The sequence below is a fragment of the Amycolatopsis samaneae genome (assembly GCF_039541975.1).
GTDB classification, from domain to species: Bacteria; Actinomycetota; Actinomycetes; order Mycobacteriales; family Pseudonocardiaceae; genus Amycolatopsis; species Amycolatopsis samaneae.
The window spans coordinates 128,243-146,584 of the sequence record NZ_BAABHG010000015.1; the positions used below are offsets into that span (position 1 = coordinate 128,243).

Annotated in this window: 18 protein-coding genes; 3 read left to right on the forward strand and 15 right to left on the reverse strand. The window is 73.2% G+C overall.

Annotated features, from left to right (window positions below; translation table 11 throughout):
* Positions 1-107: 107 nt before the first annotated feature.
* From ABD987_RS33935 to pknB, 5 genes are all read right to left on the reverse strand, one after another.
* Positions 108-1,433 carry a wax ester/triacylglycerol synthase family O-acyltransferase gene (locus ABD987_RS33935; protein WP_345403655.1) on the reverse strand — a complete coding sequence of 442 codons (1,326 nt, stop codon included), beginning with the start codon at positions 1,431-1,433 and terminating at the stop codon, positions 108-110.
* A 141-nt stretch (positions 1,434-1,574) separates the two neighbouring features.
* Complete coding sequence (locus ABD987_RS33940) at positions 1,575-2,375, reverse strand: hypothetical protein (protein ID WP_345403658.1); 801 nt, start codon at positions 2,373-2,375, stop codon at positions 1,575-1,577.
* Positions 2,376-2,380: 5 nt separating this feature from the next.
* Positions 2,381-3,925 (reverse strand): SPFH domain-containing protein, encoded by a 1,545-nt coding sequence (locus tag ABD987_RS33945; protein WP_345403660.1) that lies wholly within the window; start codon positions 3,923-3,925, stop codon positions 2,381-2,383.
* A gap of 70 nt (positions 3,926-3,995) precedes the next feature.
* Positions 3,996-4,205: a hypothetical protein gene (locus tag ABD987_RS33950; protein ID WP_345403663.1), complete on the reverse strand. Its 210-nt coding sequence runs from the start codon at positions 4,203-4,205 to the stop codon at positions 3,996-3,998.
* Positions 4,202-6,178, reverse strand: coding sequence for a Stk1 family PASTA domain-containing Ser/Thr kinase (pknB, locus tag ABD987_RS33955; RefSeq protein ID WP_345403666.1), 1,977 nt, complete (start codon positions 6,176-6,178; stop codon positions 4,202-4,204). Before pknB ends, ABD987_RS33950 begins: the two co-directional genes overlap by 4 nt.
* Before the next feature lie 103 nt (positions 6,179-6,281).
* Between pknB and ABD987_RS33960 the strand changes: the two genes are divergently transcribed.
* The gene (locus ABD987_RS33960; RefSeq protein WP_345403669.1) at positions 6,282-6,650 is read left to right on the forward strand and encodes an Rv2175c family DNA-binding protein; all 369 of its coding nucleotides are present in this window, start codon (positions 6,282-6,284) and stop codon (positions 6,648-6,650) included.
* 207 nt (positions 6,651-6,857) lie between these two features.
* Here ABD987_RS33960 and ABD987_RS33965 read toward each other — a convergent pair whose 3' ends face one another.
* Genes ABD987_RS33965 through ABD987_RS33990 form a run of 6 tightly spaced genes read right to left on the reverse strand, consistent with a single transcriptional unit; the run spans position 6,858 to position 11,988 of the window.
* A complete protein-coding gene (locus ABD987_RS33965) occupies positions 6,858-7,460 on the reverse strand; it encodes an energy-coupling factor transporter transmembrane component T family protein (protein ID WP_345403672.1) in 603 nt (200 codons plus the stop codon).
* Positions 7,457-8,131, reverse strand: coding sequence for an energy-coupling factor ABC transporter ATP-binding protein (locus ABD987_RS33970; RefSeq protein ID WP_345403675.1), 675 nt, complete (start codon positions 8,129-8,131; stop codon positions 7,457-7,459). The genes ABD987_RS33965 and ABD987_RS33970 overlap by 4 nt, the downstream gene beginning before the upstream one ends.
* On the reverse strand, positions 8,128-9,252 hold the full coding sequence (locus tag ABD987_RS33975; protein ID WP_345403678.1) for a thiolase family protein: 1,125 nt from the start codon (positions 9,250-9,252) through the stop codon (positions 8,128-8,130). The genes ABD987_RS33970 and ABD987_RS33975 overlap by 4 nt, the downstream gene beginning before the upstream one ends.
* The gene (locus ABD987_RS33980; protein WP_345403681.1) at positions 9,249-10,556 is read right to left on the reverse strand and encodes an AMP-binding protein; all 1,308 of its coding nucleotides are present in this window, start codon (positions 10,554-10,556) and stop codon (positions 9,249-9,251) included. The genes ABD987_RS33975 and ABD987_RS33980 overlap by 4 nt, the downstream gene beginning before the upstream one ends.
* Positions 10,556-11,164 carry a biotin transporter BioY gene (locus ABD987_RS33985; RefSeq protein WP_345403684.1) on the reverse strand — a complete coding sequence of 203 codons (609 nt, stop codon included), beginning with the start codon at positions 11,162-11,164 and terminating at the stop codon, positions 10,556-10,558. The genes ABD987_RS33980 and ABD987_RS33985 overlap by 1 nt, the downstream gene beginning before the upstream one ends.
* A gap of 53 nt (positions 11,165-11,217) precedes the next feature.
* Positions 11,218-11,988 (reverse strand): IclR family transcriptional regulator, encoded by a 771-nt coding sequence (locus tag ABD987_RS33990; RefSeq protein ID WP_345403687.1) that lies wholly within the window; start codon positions 11,986-11,988, stop codon positions 11,218-11,220.
* 142 nt (positions 11,989-12,130) lie between these two features.
* Between ABD987_RS33990 and ABD987_RS33995 the strand changes: the two genes are divergently transcribed.
* Positions 12,131-13,135, forward strand: coding sequence for a dihydroxyacetone kinase subunit DhaK (locus tag ABD987_RS33995; protein WP_345403690.1), 1,005 nt, complete (start codon positions 12,131-12,133; stop codon positions 13,133-13,135).
* 11 nt (positions 13,136-13,146) lie between these two features.
* On the forward strand, positions 13,147-13,752 hold the full coding sequence (dhaL, locus tag ABD987_RS34000) for a dihydroxyacetone kinase subunit DhaL (RefSeq protein ID WP_345403693.1): 606 nt from the start codon (positions 13,147-13,149) through the stop codon (positions 13,750-13,752).
* A gap of 243 nt (positions 13,753-13,995) precedes the next feature.
* Here the strand turns inward: dhaL and ABD987_RS34005 are convergent, their stop codons facing one another.
* From ABD987_RS34005 to ABD987_RS34020, 4 genes are read right to left on the reverse strand one after another with little or no spacing between them, the layout of a single operon-like run.
* On the reverse strand, positions 13,996-14,784 hold the full coding sequence (locus ABD987_RS34005; protein ID WP_345403696.1) for an LLM class F420-dependent oxidoreductase: 789 nt from the start codon (positions 14,782-14,784) through the stop codon (positions 13,996-13,998).
* A gap of 15 nt (positions 14,785-14,799) precedes the next feature.
* A complete protein-coding gene (locus ABD987_RS34010) occupies positions 14,800-15,717 on the reverse strand; it encodes a phytoene/squalene synthase family protein (RefSeq protein ID WP_345403699.1) in 918 nt (305 codons plus the stop codon).
* The gene (gene crtI / locus ABD987_RS34015; protein ID WP_345403702.1) at positions 15,714-17,201 is read right to left on the reverse strand and encodes a phytoene desaturase family protein; all 1,488 of its coding nucleotides are present in this window, start codon (positions 17,199-17,201) and stop codon (positions 15,714-15,716) included. Before crtI ends, ABD987_RS34010 begins: the two co-directional genes overlap by 4 nt.
* 1 nt (position 17,202) lies before the next feature.
* Positions 17,203-18,294 carry a polyprenyl synthetase family protein gene (locus ABD987_RS34020; RefSeq protein ID WP_345403705.1) on the reverse strand — a complete coding sequence of 364 codons (1,092 nt, stop codon included), beginning with the start codon at positions 18,292-18,294 and terminating at the stop codon, positions 17,203-17,205.
* Positions 18,295-18,342 lie beyond the last annotated feature (48 nt).

An 18,342-nucleotide genomic window follows, 5' to 3' on the forward strand; every position in this document is an offset into this window, starting at 1 on the left:
CGTCCGCGACACCACAACCTGACCACTACCACACCCTGTCAAACCACCCCCGACCAGCCAAAACCCAGGATGAAAAAAGCCCATTGGGGCGTTTGAGGCCCGGACGGTCAGGAGGCGTCGACGAGGCGGGCGGCGGACTTGAGGACGGCGTCGCGCAGGGAACCGACGTCGGAGACCTCCGCGCCGTTCGCCTGGAGTCCGATGTGGACGGTGTCGCGGTAGGTGGCGACCGCGACACCGACCGCGTGCCGGGGCGCCAGCGGGACGAACGGGTACACCTCGGTCATCCGGGCGCCGTCGAGCGTCAGCCGCGCGGGCGGCAGCGGGACCGTGGTCACCACGAGGTCGAACAGCATCGGCGCGGCTAGCCCCGCGGTGCGGGTGCCGAGCCGGTGCAGCACGCTCGGTACCCGTTCGGCCAGTAGCGGGAACGCGCCGGCGCCGCGGGAGGGGCCCGCCGCCTTGTTGCGGCTCATCGCGCGGCGGACCTGACGCAGCCGGGCCACCGGATCGTCCACGCCCACCGGGAGCTCGCACAGGTATCCGGACAGCTTGTTCCCGCCGAGCTGCTCGGTGGCCCGGCCGCGCACGCTGACCGGGATGAGCGCGCGCAGGGACCGGCCGTCGGCCCGTTTGCCGCGGTTGACCAGCCACTCCCGCAGCGCGCCGGCGAGCACCGCGAGCACGACGTCGTTGGTGGTGCCGCCGTGTGCCCGCCGGACGCGGCGCAGATCGGCCAGCGGCAGCCGGACGAAGCCGAGCCGCCGTTCGGCCGAGGGCGGCGCGGACACCGGGGACAGCGGCGGGCGGGCCGCCCGCATCACCGAGGACGCGATCCCGGCCGTCTCACCCGCCTGGCTGAGGGTGGTGCCGAGCATGTCCTTGACCGTGTCCAGCGCGGAGCGCGGTTCGGGTAGCCGCGCCGGACGTGCAGTGGTTTCGGGTGCGCGCCGGGGCGCCGTGACGTCGTCGAGCAGGCCCACCGCGACCGCGTAGGCGCCCGCGCCGTCGGTCAGCGCGTGGTGCAGTTTCAACAGCAGGGCGAACTTCCCGTCCGGGAGCCCGGTCACGATCGTCAAGTCCCACAACGGTTTCCCGGTGTCGAGCGGCTCGGCGATCCAGCGCGCGGCGAAGGCCGACAGCGGGTCCGGTTCGTAGAGGGTACTCACCCGGTGGTGCCGGATGTGGTCGGCCGCAACGAAATCCGGGTCCTCGGCCCAGCCGGCGGCGCCGGGCGGGAACAGTGCCGTGCGCACGTGCTGACGCAGCTTCGGAATCCCGTTCGCGCGCCGGGCCAGCAGCGCGGTCACTCTGCCGGGATCCACCGGCTCCCGCGGGCTGAAGGTGAGCACCGCGCCCATGTGCATCGGGGCGGTTTCGCTTTCCAGGCAAAGGAAAGCCACGTCGAGCGCGCTGAGCGGGGAGCCTGCCATCGGCATCCTCTCCTTGTCCGGCGGAAACGGGAAGGGGGATGAGCGACACTGCATCATCAACACTGCATCATCGGGATATGACGGGTGTGTGTTCTCGGTGTTTCACCCGCGACAACCATGGTGACGTTCACCCGAACGTGTTCAGGACTCGGGGTGCCCTTCCGGCATAGCCGAGTTGGTTCCCGGGGTAAACCCGTTGGCGGGATCGCGCCGCGAGAAGGTGGCGCCGGGGCCTCTGCTGGGCAACGGCGACGGGGTACCCGGGCCGGCGCTCGTCTCGCCGGTGACGGTCTGGTGCGTGATCGCGACCTGGGCGCCGACGCGGCGCGCGGGGAGCTCGTTCGCCGTGCGGCGCGGCAGGCCCGGCCACAGCTCGCCCGCCTCGGGAGCCGCGCCCCGGATCGCACCGCCGTCCAGCCGGGTCTGCGTCTCGGCGATGCCGCGGTCGATCCACTGCACGATCAGTTTCATCGGCCCCGGCGGCGGCAGCGGCCAGACGAACACGTCGTGGTCGAAGTGGAACGCGGTCCCGCCGCGGCCCTGCGCCCGCAGCACCGGCGCGTCCGGTTCGGTCGCCGAGGGCACCGAGATCGTCTCGGAGCTGGCGCGGCTGCCGTCGGCGAACAGCACGCCGATGAGCAGCGCGTGGTAGTCCGGCACCCGGCGGTGGTCGATGAGCGTGCCGCGGGGCGCGTCGGTGAGCAGGTTGTCCCGTGAGTAGACCGACAGGCGCAGCGTCGCGGCCTCCGGCCACACCTCGACACCGCGCAGCGCGACCACCGTGCGCTCGGACCGCGCCAGCTGGATCACCCACGGCAGGACCGCCGGCACGATGTGCTCGGTGGGCGGGCCCGTCCACGGACGGCCCTCGTAGCTGTAGAGCTCCTGCTCCGGCACGGGGAACAGGGGCCGCTCGCGAGGACCGTCCGTGAAGAAGTTCATCGCCGTTATTCGCGGGCCGTCAGGTCGCCTTGCCGCTGCGCGGCCTCGCCGGCGGGCTGTGCCGACGGGCCCTCGGCGGGAGTACGTGCCTCGGGCCGTGCCGACGAGCCGCCCATGGCGTCCATCAGCTGCCGGGCCAGGCCGAGGCCGGTCCCGCCCAGTGACAGCGCCTTGGTGAACATGTCGGACATCCCGTCCGCGCCGTTCAGCACCACCATGTGGTCCACGTTACCGAATGCCTGGGCTCCCGCCTGCACGATCTCGGGCCAGCGTTCGGCGAGTTGCTGGGCGACCACGGCCTCCTGGTTCTCCGCCAGCGCCGTGGCCCGCGCCTTGATGGCCTCGGCCTCGGCGAGGCCCTTCGCGCGGGCCGCCTCGGCCTCGGCGAGCCCCTGGGCCTTGGCTGCCTCGGCGGCGGCCAGCCCGCGGGCCTTCGCCGCGGACGCCTCCGCCTCCCCGGTCGCCCTGGTCGCGCTCGCGGTCGCCTCCGCACGCGAGCGGGTGGCCTGCGCCTCGGCCTCCGCCGCGGTCTTCACCCTGGTGGCGTCCGCCGCCGCCCGCAGCTCGGTCTCCTTCGCCTCGGCCTGTGCCCTGGCGATCTGCGCGTCACGGGCCGCGTCGGCGGTGGTCCGCGTGTCGTACGCCTTCGCGTCGGCGGGCTTGCGGACCTGCGACTGCAACCGCTGCTCGGCCAGCGCGGCCTCCAGCTCGGCCGCGCGGGTCTCCTGGACGACGACCTCCTGGCGCGAGCTGGCCTCGGCGAGCGGGCCCGCCTGGCCCGCCTTCGCCCTGGCCTCGTCCACCTCGGCCTGGTACCCGGCCTGCTGGATCTGGCTGGCCCGCACCGCGGCCGCCTTCTTCGCCGCGGCGATCTGCTCGGCCTCGGCCGCCTCCTGGTCGCGTTCGGCCTCGGCGATCCGCGCGCTGGCCGCGACGGCGGCGGCGTGCGGCTTGCCGAGATTGAGGATGTAGCCGGTCTCGTCCTCGATCTCCTGGATCTGCAGCGAGTCCACGATGAGCCCGAGCTTGATCATCTCGGTGGCCGAGGACTGCCGGACCTCCCCGGTCAGCGCCTCGCGGTTGTGGATCATGTCCTCCAGCGTCAGGCCGCCGACGATCGAGCGCAGATGTCCCGAGAACAGCTCGTGGATCGTGTCGTTCATGCCTTTTTGCTGGTCGAGGAAGCGGCGGGCGGCGTTGGCGATCGAGGCGAAGTCGTCCCCGACCTTGTAGATGACCACCGCGCGCACGGTGACCGGCAGGCCCTGCTTGGTCACGCAGGAGACCTGGAGGTTGACCCCGCGCGTGTCCAGCGAAAGCCGTCGCGCGGTCTGGAAGCCGGGGATGACGTTGACCCCGCGCCCGGTGACGATCTTGAAACCGAGGCTGTCGGCGGTCTCGTGGCGCTCGACGCGCACGCCGAGCCCGGAGATGATGAGTGCCTCGTTCGGCTCGGCGACCTTGTACAGCAGCCGCAGCACTCCGAAGACGATGATCAGGAACGCGATCAGTCCACCGCCGGAGAACAGCAGGATTTCTCCGATGCCCATAGCCGCGCCACCCCCGCTCTCTTCTGTTGTACGGGCCGGGACGGCCCGGGGTTGTGCAGATCTGACGCCGTCACCGGCCCAGTGGTTGCCACCGCTGGACGTAGACGGTACGCGGCGGCTCGAAATCCACCACCAGGATCTGCGTGCCCGACGCGATGTTCTCCTCCGGATCCGCCGGATAGGCGTAGAACGCTTCGGTCCCGCCACGCACGTTGAGCAGCACCTCGCCGATGAGGCCCGGCCCGATCGCGCCGGTCACCCGGCCCCGGTTCCCGATCAACCGAACACCCGCAACTGGATCTCGCTGCCCTTCTTCACCCGTTCGCCGGGCTTGGGGTCCTGGTCGATCACGAACTGGAATCCGCCGTGGCCCTTGCCCTTGCGGTCGGACTTCAGCCCGGCCGCGGCGAGGATCTTCTCCGCGTCGTCGAGCTGTTTGAGCCGCACGTCCGGCACCTCGACGGCGTTGGACACGTACACGCCGACCTGGCGGCTGGTCGCGGAGGATCCACCGGCCGGGTTGGTCCGGGTGACCGAGCCTGCCGCGACCTCCTTCTTGAACTCCTCGCCGGCCAGTACCGGTTCGAACCCGGCCTGCTTGAGCATCTTGAAGGCCTCGTCCTGCGTGCGGCCGGTGACGTCGGGGACCGGTGGCAGCGGTTCGGGGCCCTTGGACAGCACGAGCGCCACCTGGCTGCCGATGTCGAGCGGGCTGCCGGGCTGGGGATCGGTGCGGATCACCGCGCCCTGCGCGACCTCGTTGCTGTACTCCGGGGTGCCCCGGGACGAGGTGAGCTGCACGGCCTGCAGCGCGCGCTCGGCGTCGGCGGCCGGGGTGCCCGGCTTGATGTCGGGGACCACCGGCCTGCCCTTGGACAGCGAGACGGTGACCGTCGAGTTCGGCGCCAGGGTGGTGCCGGCGGCCGGGTCCGACCGGATCACCGTGTTGGCGGGCGCGGTGTTGTCGAAGACCTGGTTGAACTGCGGGACCAGCTTCGCCGCGCGCAGCGCGTCCCCGGCGTCGGCCTGGTTCTTCCCGGCGAGCATCGGCACGGTCACGGTGTTCGGGGCGGAGTCGGTGAGGATGAAGGCGAACGCGCCGATCAGCCCGCCCAGCACCAGCACCGCGGCGGCGATCAGCGCGATCGTCCGCTTACGGTCGCGCGGCTGCCGGGCCTCCTCCGCGGGCATCGGCGGCTCGGCGGGCGGCGGCGGGGGTGGCGGGGCCGCGGCGGTCCGCGTCAGCGCGCGGGTGCCCTGTGGCCCGGTCACCGGCAGCGTCTGGTCGGTGACCGGCGCGATCCGCGTGGTGCGCTCGGTGTCGGACTCGGCCGCGTCCGGCGGTGGGGGCACCGGGATCGGCACCACCGGCAGGCCCAGCTCGGCGCGGACGGCGAGCAGCTCGGACAGCAGCACGCCCGCGTCGGCCGGGCGCTGTTCCGGGTCGCGGCGGGTGGCGCGCAGGACCAGCTCGTCGAGCGCGGGCGGCAGCTCCGGCCGCAGCTCACCCGGCCGGGGGACATCGTCGTTGACGTGGCGATAGGCCACCGAGATCGCGGTGTCCCCGGTGTAGGGGGCCTGGCCGGTGAGCATCTCGAACAGCAGGATCCCGGCCGAGTAGACGTCCCCGCGCGCGGTGGTCACGCCGGTGGTGACCTGCTCGGGGGACAGGTAGCCGACGGTGCCGAGGATGACGCTGGAGCTGGTCGTCCCGGCGCTGGCGACGGCGCGGACGAGCCCGAAGTCGGCGACCTTGACCACGCCGCCGGAGCCGACCGTGGCGCCGCGGCCGATGAGCACGTTCTCCGGCTTGACGTCGCGGTGCACCAGCCCGGCGGTGTGCGCGGCCGCGAGCGCGGTGAGGGCCTGCTCGGCGATGGTGAGCGCGAGGGAGAACTCCAGCGGCCCGTTCGCGTCCATCAGGTCGCGCAGGGTGCCGCCGTCGACCAGCTCCATCACGAGGAAGGCGTATCCCGGCTCGTCGCCGGCCGGGCCGTCGAAGCCCTGATCGTGTACCGCGACCACGTGTGGGTGATGCAGCTGGGCCGCCGAGCGGGCCTCCCGGACGAACCGGTCCACGAACGAGCGGTCGTCGGCGAAGCGCGGGTCCATGATCTTGATCGCGACCTGCCGGTCCAGCCGGGTGTCGGTGCCCCGGTAGACCGATGACATCCCGCCGCGCGCGAGCAGCCGATCCACCCGGTATCGCTGTTCGAGCAGCGTTCCGACCAGGCTGGCGTGGGTGCTTGTCACAGCCATGGATCGTACGGACTGGCGTACGCGCGGTGGGGGCGCCCTCGCCGGTCACCCGAGCGCACTAGCGGGAAAAGCGACGGAATGTGGCACAGTGTCACGTGTGAGTGGGATTCCTGTCGCCGATGACATCCTCGACACCGCCGTCTCCGTGCTTCCGTTGTCGGAGGTCGCGGACGTGCTGGGGATCTCGGCCAGCAAGGTGCGGCAGATGCTGCGCGATGGTCACCTGATCGCGGTACGCCGGGGTGGTGAACTCTGCGTGCCCGGGGACTTCTTCGTGAAGGACGGGGTCGTGAAGGGGCTCGCGGGCACCATCACGGTGCTCGCCGACTCCGGGTTCAGCCGGACCGAGATGCTGCGGTGGCTGTTCACCGCGGACGACACGCTGCCGGGGAACACCCCGGTCAACGCGCTGCGCACCAGCCACGGCACCGAGGTCAAGCGGCGCGCGCAGGCAATGGCCTTCTGATCACGCGAGATCTCCACCTGATCACGCGAGTTACGCCCCGAATCACGCGAGTTCCGTGCCTGATCACGCGAGTTCCGTCTCATGCTCCGGTGACCTCACCGGCGGGGATGGGGCCTCACGTGACGGGATGGAGAACTCGCGTGCGGGAAGGCGCGTTTCGCGTGATTGGAGGCGTGTCTCGCGTGATTGGGGGCGTAACTCGCCGGGTCAGGGGGTGTCGCCTTCGCCGCGGGCGGCCAGTGCTTCGCCGAGTTCGTCGGCGTGACGGATCGTGCGGACCAGGAACGGGACCGCGACGGCGATCGGCGAGTGTTCCGCGCCGCGGGCTTTGGCGGCCTCGCGGACCTGCGCGGCGATCGTGGACAGCGCCGCCACGGCCTGCACGGTCAGCCCGGCGAGCAGGCCGATCCGCTCCGGGCGCAGGCCGAACCGGCGCAGCGGGCCCGCCGCCCGTTCGATCGCGGCCACCAGGTCGCCGACCCGGGTGACGGCGGTGAACAGGTTCGCGGCGGCCAGCGCCGCCACCAGCCGCAGGCTCACCAGCCACGCGGCGTCGAGGCTCACCAGCCACCACTGCACCGCGAACACGACGAGCGCGAACAGCAGCAGTGCCCGGAACATGCGCAGGCACCGGCGGAACGGGACGCGCGCGAGCCCGTACCCCGCCACCACGGCCACGCAGATCCCGCCGAGCCACCATGGCGAGCCCAGCAGGAACACCGCCGTCGCGAGTACGAGCAGTGCGCACAGTTTCGGCCCGGCGGGCGCGCGGTGCAGCGGGCTGCTGCCCGGCTGGTAGCCGCCGTTCACCCGATCAGCTCCCGGTAGCGGCGCAGCGCCGCCTCCGGCCGGTCGTCGGCCACCACCCGCCCCCGGTCGAGGACGACGACACGGTCGAACCCGCCGAGCAGGTCGAGGTCGTGGGTCACCAGCACGACCTGCTGCGGGAGTCCTTCGAGGCGTTCGGCGAACCGGCGTTTGTTGCGCAGGTCGAGCAGGGTCGTCGGTTCGTCGCAGACGAGCACGTCCGGTTCGGTGACGAGCATCGCGCACAGCGCGAGCAGCTGCTTCTGCCCGCCGGACAGGTCGTGTGCCGGATGGTCGGCGTAGCCGTCGAGGCCGAATTCGGCGAGCAGCTCCGCCGCACGAGCCGCGCGGTCCGGTTTGGACAGTCCACTTCGGCGCAGCGAGAAGGCGACGTCCTCGCCCGCGGTGGGCATGACGATCTGGCTGTCCGGGTTGGTGAACACGAAACCGACGCGCCGCCGGACCGCCCTGCCCTCGCGCACCGGGTCCCGGCCGTCGACCCGGACCCGGCCCGCGCTCGGGTGGACCAGCCCGTTGATCATCCTCGCCAGCGTCGACTTTCCCGAGCCGTTCGCGCCGACGAACGCGACGCGCCGCTCGGGCAGCCGCAGGTCCACGCCGTCGAGCACGACGCGGTCGCCGTAGCGGTGGCCGACACCTTCGAACTCGATCACGGCACGCTCTCCCACCTCGTCGCCACTCCGACGCCGCCGCCCGCCGACAGCGCGGCCAGCCCGGTGCGCCCGGCCCGCCGCCGGACCAGGGTGCCGAACAGGCGCACCACGAGCACGGCGCCCGAGGCACCCCACGGGTGACCCAGCGCGATCGCACCGCCGTCCGGGCTGACCGTGTGCTCGTCGATGCCCGCCGCGTCGAGGCAGGCCAGTGCCTGACCGGCGAAGGCCTCGGTGAACTCCACCACGCCGGGTACGCCGTCGAGGACCTTCCGCATCGCGGGCACCGCGCCCAGCCCGAGCCGGTTCGGGTCGACGGCCGAGGTCGCCGAGGCGGTCAGCCGGAGCCCGGGCAGCCCGAGCCGTCGGCGGACCGCCTCGCTGGTGATCACCACGGCGGCGGCGCCGTCGCTGATCCCGCACGAGTTCGCGGCGGTGGCGGTGCCGTTCTCGGTGAAGGCGGGGCGGAACCGGGCCAGTCGTTCGGCGGTGAACCCCGCGCGCGGGCGCTGGTCGCGGTCGGCGGCGCCGAGCGGGACGAGTTCGGCGGCGAAGCGCCCGTCCCGCTGGGCTGCGATCGCGCGCTCGTGACTGCGTGCGGCGAAAGCATCCTGGCGTTCCCGGGAAATCCCGGCCTCCGCGGCGACGAGATCCGCGGCGGGCCCCATCTCCGGGTCACCGATCTCCGCGGGCGCGAACGGCGCGCGGGTGTAGGCCCGCGGCGGCGCGGTCGCGGATTCGGGACGCCAGAAGCGATAGGGCGCGGTGGACGCGCTTTCCACGCCGCCCGCGAGGTATGTTTCGCCCTCACCCGCGCGGATCAGCGCGGCGGCCGTGACGATCGCGGCGAGTCCGCTGGCGCACTGCCGGTCGATCGTGGCGCCGGGCACCGCCTCGCCGAGCCCGGCGCGCAGCGCGCTCACCCGCGCGGTGTTTCCGCCGGGCCCGAAGGTGTTGCCGAGCAGGACATCGTCCACAGTGTCCAGTCCGGAGTCCGCGAGTGCCGCGCGCAGCACGGGCGCGGCGAGTTCGTCCACTGTGTACCGGCGCAGCGCGCCCCCCGCGTCGCCGATCGGGGTCCGCCGGGCGGCGACGACCACCGGGACACGCTCGTTGCTCACAGTGTCTCCACGGCGAGTGTGCCGTCCCGCAGCATCGCCGCGACGGTGGCGCGTGCCGGTTTCCCGGCGGCGGTGCGGGGGAGTTCCTTGACCGCGAGCCAGCGCCGGGGCCGTTTCCCCGGTTCGAGTTCCGTGCGCGCGGCCGTCCGTAGTGCTCGCACGACGACGCTGGATGTGTCCGTGGTTTCGACGACGGCCGTCACGAGCGAGCCGAGTGTCCGATGTGGAGTCCCGGTCACGAGGACGTCGGTGACGCCGGGAACGGCGCGCAGCACGGTCTCGACCTCCTCGGCGGCGACCAGTTTCCCGCCACTGGAGACCATCGACGCCGTCCGCCCGCGCACCACCAGCGCGCCGGTGCCGTCGAACTCGCCTCGATCGTCCACAGTGGAGAACCCGGTGTGGACATACCGGGGAGTGCCGCCGTCCAGCCGCGCGCTGTGTGCCAGCGGCGAATCGACCCACAGCACGCCGTCCCGGATCTCGACGGTCACGCCGGCGACCGGGCGCAGGCCGCCGTCACCGCGCTCGACGGCGATCAGCGAGTGTTCCGCGGACCCGTAGTAGTACAGCGGCTCGGTTTCCGGCAGCAGCTCGGCGAGCCGCGCGCGGTCCCCGGCGCCGAAGTGCGCCCCACCGCAGACGATCGTCTTCAGCGCGCAGGCGGCCCTGAGCCCCGGCTCGCGGTCCAGGACGGCGAGCAGGGCGGTCAGCATCGCGGGCACCAGGTGCACCGACCTCGTCCGCGTCGCGGCCCGCGCCGCCGCGGCCGGGGACCATTTCGGCAGTAGTTCGACGTCCTGTCCGCACCAGAACGCGTGCAGCGCGCCGAAGAGGAACAGCGAGGAGCCGAGCGGTCCGGGGATGAGCACCGGCCCGTCGAGCGGGCCGAGCGCGGCGAAGCTGTCCAGCCACGAATCCCGGGTCCTGGCCAGCACCTTGGGCGTGCCGCCGCTGCCGGACGTCGTCGGCAGGTAGAACCAGGTTCGCCCGTCGCCCGCCGGGGTCACGCCTTCGGTGGCTTCCCCGGGCGTGCCGGTCACCACCAGATCCGGGGTCGCGTCGGCGAGCACCGCGGCCCGCTCCCGCGTCGTCCAGCCGGGTTCGACGATCAGCGCGGCGGCGCCCACGAGGTCCGCGCCGAGGAACCAGGCCAGGGTGTCCGAAGACGCCACGGTGTCGATCGCCACCCGCGCGCCCGCGCCGACGCCCTGGGCGGTCAGCCGCCGCGCCGCGCCGTGCGCCCGCGTCAGCAGCGCGGGTGGCACCGACCCCGGGCCGATGATCGGGGGAGTGGCGAGCATCAGCCCGCCCGTCGCGAGGACCCGGCGAGCCTGCCGGGCAGGGCCCGGTGCAGGACCGAGGTGATCAGCGCGACGGCCACCACCTTGATCGCGTCCCCGGGCAGGAAGACCAGCGACTGCACCACACCCGCGCGCAGGTCGCCCAGGTAGAAGGCGAGGTAGGGGACGCCGATCAGGTAATCCGCGGCCAGTCCCAGCACGGCGGCGAGCAGCAGGACCGGCAGTCCGGCCCGCTTCGCCCGCGTCACGACCGCGCCCGCGACGAGCGCGGAGAGGATCCAGCCGAGCAGGAATCCGCAGCTCGGGCCCAGGAACGGCGCGATCCCGCCGCGTCCGCCGGACAGCAGCGGCAGGCCGATCGCGGTGAGCGCGAGGAAGAGCACGACGGCGGCGGTGGCGCGGCGGGCGCCCAGCACGCAGCCGGCCAGCAGCGGCCCGGCGTTCTGCAGGACCACCGGCACACTCCCGCCGGCCAGGTACAGGCCGGGGAAGACGCCGAGTACCGCGATGAACCCGGCGAACACCACGGTGGTCGCGAGGTCGGCCGCGGGCAGGGTGCGGCGCGGGCCCGGCTCGCCCTCGCCCGTGGGGTTCTTCTCCTCGTGCACAGGGGGAATCTAGTACCGGGTGCCGAAGGGGGTGGGGCGCGTGGTGGTGAGGGTCACCCCTGACCGGGGTCCGGCGGCACCGGCCAGCGCGTCGCCCCGAGTTCGCGGGAGATCGCCCGCGCCGCGCCGCGGACCGCCCCGGCGACGGTCTCGTAGGCGTCCCCGGCGGGCCAGTCCGGTGCCGGGACGACGACGCCGAGCGCGCCCACGACGGTGTCGTAGCCGTCAAAAACCGGCGCGGCCAGGCCGCATTCGCCGATGACCGCCTCCTCGCGTTCGGTCGCGACGGCCTGTTCGCGGACCTCGTCGAGCTGGGCGCGCAGCCGCTCCGGGGTGGTCACCGTGTCCCTGGTCATGCTGCGCAGCTCGCCCGCGCAGTCGGTCGCTTCCGGAGAGAACGCGAGGATCGCCTTGCCGAGCGCGCACGCGTGGGCGGGGATGGTGATGCCGACCTCGGGCATCTGCCGGGACCCGTCTGGGCGGGGCTCGTGGTGCACGATCAGCACCTCGCCGGGCAGCGGGACGCCGGTCCGGGTCGCGTACCCGGTGCCGCGGGTCAGCTCGGCGGCCCAGGAGACGGCGCGGGAGCGCAGCTCCAGGGTGTCGAGGTAGACGTTGCCCAGTTTGAGCGCGCCGGGGCCGAGCCGGTAGTGCGCCGAGGCCCGGTCCTGCAGCACGTATCCGTGCGCCTGCAGGGTTTTCACGATTCCGTGCACTGTGGACGGTGCCAGTTCCAGGCGCCCGGCGAGTTCGGACAGGGACAGCCGCCGTGAGGACCGCAACACGCCGAGGATGCGCATCGCCCGGTCGACGGACTGGATCATCGTCCGTCCCTTCGCCTGGTCACCGTCCGCACTTTACAACAGCGGCGGGGCGTCTTAAGGTCGCCGCAGATTCGATAATGTCGAATGTGATGCGGCGATATCGTTGGTGAGAGGTCGCTCAGGCAAGCGCGAGGAGGCGCCCGTGGTGGTACGGCAGCTGATCAACGACCCGGCCGGGTTCGTGCCGGAGGCCCTGGAAGGGCTGTCGCGGGCGCATCCGGACCTGATCCGGTGGCACGAGGACCCCGCCTACGTCGTGCGCGCGGGTGACCGGGCGAAGCCGAAGGTCGCGCTGGTGTCCGGCGGCGGTTCGGGGCACGAGCCGCTGCACACCGGGTTCGTCGGCGAGGGCATGCTCGACGCGGCCGTGCCGGGCGCCGTCTTCGCCAGCCCTACCGCGTTCCAGGTCAAGGCCGCGATCACCGCCGCCGACCGGGGCCGGGGCGTGCTGCTGATCGTCAAGAACTACACCGGTGACGTGCTGAACTTCCGCATCGCCGCCGAGCTGGCCGCCGACGAGGGTGTCGAGGTCGCCACCGTGCTCGTCGACGACGACCTGGCGACCGACGGCCAGGAGGAGGGCGGTCCGGGCAGGCGGGGGACCGCGGCGGTGGTCGCGGTGGAGAAGATCTGCGGCGCGGCGGCCGAGCGCGGCGCGACGCTGGCCGAGCTGGTGAAGCTGGGCACCCGTGTCGCCGGGTCGGCCCGCACCCTGGCGCTCGCGCTGGAGTCCTGCACGCAGCCGGGCCAGTCGCGGCCCTCGTTCGAACTGCCCGGCGACGAGGTCGAGTTCGGGGTGGGCATCCACGGCGAGCACGGCATCGGGCGGCGTCCGTTCGGGCCCGCGCGGGAGCTGGTCCCGCAGCTGGCCGCGCCGATCGTCGAGGCGCTGGGTCTCGGGCGGGGTGACGGTGTGCTCGCGATCGTCAACGGGCTGGGTGCCACGCACGCGCTCGAACTGTCGGTGGTGCACCGGGAACTCGCGGCGTTCCTCGACGGCGCGGGCATCCGGCTCGACCGGTCGCTGGTCGGCTCCTACGTGACGTCGCTGGACATGCGCGGGTGCTCGATCACGCTGGTGCGGGCCGACGAGGAACTGACCGGGTTGTGGGACGCGCCGGTGCGGACCCCGGCGCTGACGTGGTGAAGGAGCGGGACATGTTCGGAACGGCCGAGACGCGGGCCTGGATCGACACGTTCATCGGCGCGGTACGCGACCGGGGCGACGAGCTGACCGAGCTCGACCGGCGCGCGGGCGACGGCGACTACGGGACGAACCTGCGTTCCGCGGTCGAGCGCGCGGCGGCCAACCTGGCGGCGGACGCGCCGGGGACGCCGGGCGCGGTGTTCGGCGCGGTGGCGAACGCCTTCCTGCACACCGGTGGCACCAGCGGCCCGCTGTTCGGGATGTGGTTCCGCGAGTTCGCGAAGACCGTCGGCGCGGAGGTCTCCTCGGACGTCCTCGCCACGGCGGCGGACCGGGCGCAGGCCGCGGTGCGGCGGCTGGGCAACGCCGAGGTCGGGCACAAGACCATGGTCGACGCCATGGTGCCCGCCGCGACGGCGCTCACCGCCGCGGCCGCGCGCGGGGACGACGTCCGCGTGGCGCTCGCCGCGGCGGCCACCGCCGCCCACGAGGGCGCCGCGTCCACGGAGGACCTGCTGGCCAAGCGGGGCCGGGCCAGCTACGTCGGCGAGCACGCGCGCGGGGTGGTCGACCCCGGCGCCCTCACCGTCGCCTGGTTCTTCGACGCGGCCGCCTAGTCCGCGCCGACGGTCCGTGGGGGCCTCCTTGAGGGACCTAGAGTCCCTCAAGGAGGCCCCCACGGACCTGGTGCCGCGCGTCCGTGCACGGTCCCGAAGCTGTCGGCCCCCGCGGCTAGGCTCGTATTCGGGGGCTCTCGGAGTGTCTCGAATCTTCCGTTCGCGGTCGGACAAGCCTCTGAAGGCCACCTTGAGGGCGTTAGAGTCCCTCAAGGTGGCCTTCAGAGCACGTCCGCCGGGAAATCAGCCGTTCTGCTTGTCCCGCCAGGCGATCCACGACTTGAGGGTCTCGAAGTCGTAGTCGGGACCGTTGGCGTCGATGGTGAACAGGGAGACGCCGAGGTCGCGCAGCCGGGGGCCCAGCTCGCCGGGGTCGCCCTTCACCGCGACCGAACGCTCGATCTCCGCCGGGTCCCGGCCGACGTCGGCGCAGTGCCGGTCGAGGATCCCGGACTTGCGCTCGACGACCTCCGGGTCGCCGAAGCTGTGCCAGATGTCCGCGTGCTTCGCGACCAGCCGCAGCGTCTTCTTCTCGCCGCCGCCGCCGATCAGCGTCGGGATCTTGCGGGTCGGCGCCGGGTTCAGCTTGCCGAGCCGGTCTTCGATGCGGGGCAGCGCTTCGGCGAGGTCGTCGAGCCTGCCGCCCGCGGTGCCGAACTCGTAGCCGTACTGGTCGTAGTCCTTTTCGAACCAGCCGGAGCCGATGCCCAGGATGAGCCGCCCGGCCGAGATGTGGTCGACGGTGCGGGCCATGTCGGCGAGCAGTTCGGGGTTGCGGTAGCTGTTGCAGGTCACCAGCGCGCCGATCTCGACGCGGGAGGTGGATTCGGCCCAGGCGGCGAGCATGGTCCAGCACTCGAAGTGCTTGCCGTCGGGGTCGCCGTAGAGCGGGTAGAAGTGGTCCCAGTTGAACACGATGTCGACACCGAGGTTCTCCGCCTCGGTGGCCGCCCGCCGGATGTCGGCGTATTCGGCGTGCTGCGGCTGGATCTGCACGCCGATGCGGACGGGCCTGTTCGATGCTGTGGTCATGATCCCGAGCCTAGGTCACGATCCGCGTGTCCACATCCTGATCAGCTCGGGCAGCGCGACGGCGAGCCGACGTCGTTTCGGGACCACGGCACGCCGGTTCAGCACGTCGTAACCGAGGTGTTCGATCTCGTCGAGGATGCCCTCGTACAGCGTGATCGCGACGCGCACGCACGGGCGGGATTCGGGGCGCAGCAAGGGAATCCCGGCCTCGGCGCGCCGGTAGACCGCCCGCGCCCTCGACACCGCGACCGCGAGCGCGCGGCGGATCCGCGGATCGGGCTCGCCGTGTTGTCTACAGTGGACCAGCAGCTCCCGGTCGACGTCGAACGCGGCGAGTTCCCCGGTGGGCAGGTAGAGCCGGCCGCGGTCGAGGTCCTCGCCGATGTCGCGCAGGAAGTTCGTGAGCTGGAACGCCTCGCCCAGCGCGGCCGCGGCCGGTTCGGCCTCGGCGCGCGGCACGACCGTGCCGAACACCGGCAGCAGTTGCAGCCCGATCACCGCGGCCGAACCGTGGACGTACTCGGCGAGGTCGGCGTAGGTGGCGTATTCGGTGACGGTCAGGTCCATCCGCATCGAGTGGAGGAAGTCGTCGAACAGCTCCCGCCGCAGCGCGTACCGCGCGACGGTGTCGGCGAGCGCCGCCAGCACCGGGTCGCCGGGCGCGCCACCGTCGAAGACCACCCCGACGAGGTCGGCGACCTTGTCCAGCGCGATCGCGGGATCGGTGCCCGGCTCGGGGTTGTCGACCAGTTCGTCGGCCATGCGCGCGAAGCCGTACAGCGCGTGCGCCGCGGGACGGGCGTGGGCGGGCAGCAGCCGGGTGGCGAGGAAGAACGTCCGCCCGTGATACGCGTTGATCCGCTTGCACGCGAGGTAGGCCGCGCGCAGGTCCTCCTCGCGAATCCCGGCCGCGTCCAGCTCCCGCGCGCTCATCGGCCGCCGTTCCGCCCGGTGATCCGTTCGGCGGCCAGCCGTCCGGAGATCAGCACCGGCGGGATCCCGACGCCCGGGGTCGTCCCGCATCCGGCCAGCACGACGTTGCCCGCGGCCCGCACCAGGTTGGCCGGGCGGAACGGACCGGTCTGGGTGAACGTGTGCGCCAGCGAGAACGGCGTGCCCTCGGCCAGCCCGCGCGCGGCCCAGTCGTCCGGCGTGAGCATCTCGTCCAGCCGGAAGTCCGTGGCGAACCCGCCGAGCCCGCGGGCCTCCAGCGTGCGCAGCAGCTCGTCGCGGTAGGCGTGCCGGACGCGGGGCCAGTCGATCCGCCCGCGCCGCAGGTTGGGCGCCGGGGCCAGCACCGACACGATCTGGCCGCCGTCCCCGGCCAGCCCGGGGTCGGTCGCGGTCGGGCGGGTGACCAGCAGCGATGGATCGCTCATCAGCCTCCCCTCGCGGATGATCTCGGCGAAGGTCCGCTCCCACTCCCGCCCGAAGAAGATCGTGTGGTGGCCGAGTTCCGGCCAGGCGCGGTCGGCGTGCCCGTGCAGCACCACCGCCGAGGGCGAGAACCGCAGCGGCAGCGGGCGCCGGGGCCGCGCGCCGAGCAGCCGGTAGGCCGTGGTGAGCTCGGTGGCGAGCACGACGGCGTCGCACGGGATCCGCTCGCCGGAGCGCGTCCGGACCGCGCGCACCCGCTCGGACACCCGCTCCAGCCACGCGGCCTCGGTGCCGAACCGCAGGTCGGCCCCGGCCCGCCCGGCGGCCTCGGCCATCGCGCGCGCGAGGGCGCCCATGCCGCCCGCCGGGTAGTACACGCCGCCGACGGTGTCCATGTACGCGATGACGCCGTAGGCGCCCAGCGCGCGGGCCGGGTCGAGCCCGGCGTAGAGCGCCTGGAACGAGAACAGCCGCCGGACGCGCTCGTCCCGCAGGAACTCGCCGATGCGCGGGCCGAGCCTGCCGAACCCGCCGAGCGCGGCGAGTTTGACCAGCTCCGGGCGGAGCAGGTCGAGCGGGGAGTCGAAGTTGGCGCCGATGAAGTGGTCCCGCTGGGCGGCGTACAGCTCGGTCAGCCAGCGGCGCAGCCGCCGGTAGCCCGCCGCCTCGGCCGGGCCCGCGAACGCCCGGATCTCGGCCTCCATCGCCTCGCCGTCGGTGTGCAGCGCCAGCGAGCTGCCGTCGGCGTAGCGCGCGCGGTAGGCCGGGTCGAGCTTCGTCAGCGCGACGGTGTCCGCGAGTGACTCGCCGACCGCGGCGAAGGCCTCGTCGAGCAGCTCCGGCATGGTCAGCACGCTCGCGCCGGTGTCGATCGCGTTGCCGCCGAAATCGTGCTGGCCCGCGCGTCCGCCGGGGACCTTGTCCTGTTCGAGCAGGGTGACCCGGCGCCCGGCGCCGAGCAGGTGCAGCGCGGCCGAGAGTCCGGCCAGCCCGGCGCCGATCACCACCACGTGCTCACCGGAACCGGTGATGGTGCGCATGTCAGTACGTCCGCTGGGTCGCTTTGACGACGAGTCCGGTGAGCGCCGCGGGCGCGGGCTCGGCCAGGTGGGCCCGGTCGAGCGCGGCCATCGCGGTGGCGGTGAGTTCGTCGATGCGCCGCTCGACGGCGGCGACGGCGCCGACCTCGGTGAGCACCTCGCGCACGGTGTCGACCTCCGCGTCGCGCAGCCCGGCGTTCCCGATCGCGTCGGCGACCACGCGCGCGGCGGCGGTGTCGCCCCGCTCCGCGGCGAGCCGCTGCCCGAGCGCGACGAGCAGCGTGCGCTTGCCCTCGCGCAGGTCGTCCCCGGCCGGTTTCCCGGTCACCGACGGGTCGCCGAACACACCGAGCAGGTCGTCACGCAGCTGGAAGGCGACGCCGAGGTCGCCGCCGAACTCCAGCAGCGTGGCGATGAGCTGTTCGCCGGCCCCGCCGAGCGCCGCGCCGAGGTGCAGCGGGCGCTGCACGGTGTACGCGGCGGTCTTCAGCTTGTCGATCTTCAGCGCGGCCTCCGGGGAGGCGTCGCCGGTGGCCTGGGTGCGGACGTCGAGGTACTGCCCGGCCAGCACCTCGGTGCGCATCGCCCGCCACGCGGGCCGGGCGGCGGCCATCGTCGCGGCGGGCAGCGGGGCGTCGGCGAACATGTCGTCGGCCCAGGCCAGCGCGAGATCGCCGACCAGCACGGCGGTGGCCAGCCCGAACGTCGCGGGCGAGCCGAGCCAGCCGCGGTCGGCGTGCAGCTTCGCCGAGGCGATGTGCACGGTGGGGGAGCCGCGGCGCGAGTCGGAGGAGTCGATCAGATCGTCGTGGATCAGCGCGCACGCCTGGATCAGCTCCAGGCTGGAGACGGCCTGGAGCACGCCCTCGGCGTCCGGGCCCGCCGGGTCGCCGCCCGCGCCGCGCCAGGCCCACCAGGCGAACGTCGGGCGCAAACGCTTGCCACCCCCGAGCACGAACCCGCTCAACGCCTCGATCCCGGCGCGCACGCTCGGCTCGGTGCGCACGATCTCCTCGCCCGCGCGGCCGAGGAACCCGGCCAGCGCACGCTCGACGTGGGCGGGCAGATCGGCGTCGGGCACGAGCGCGTTCATGTCGACATCCTCACCGACGGGTGTGACGAGGGCCGCGCCGGGTGCCCC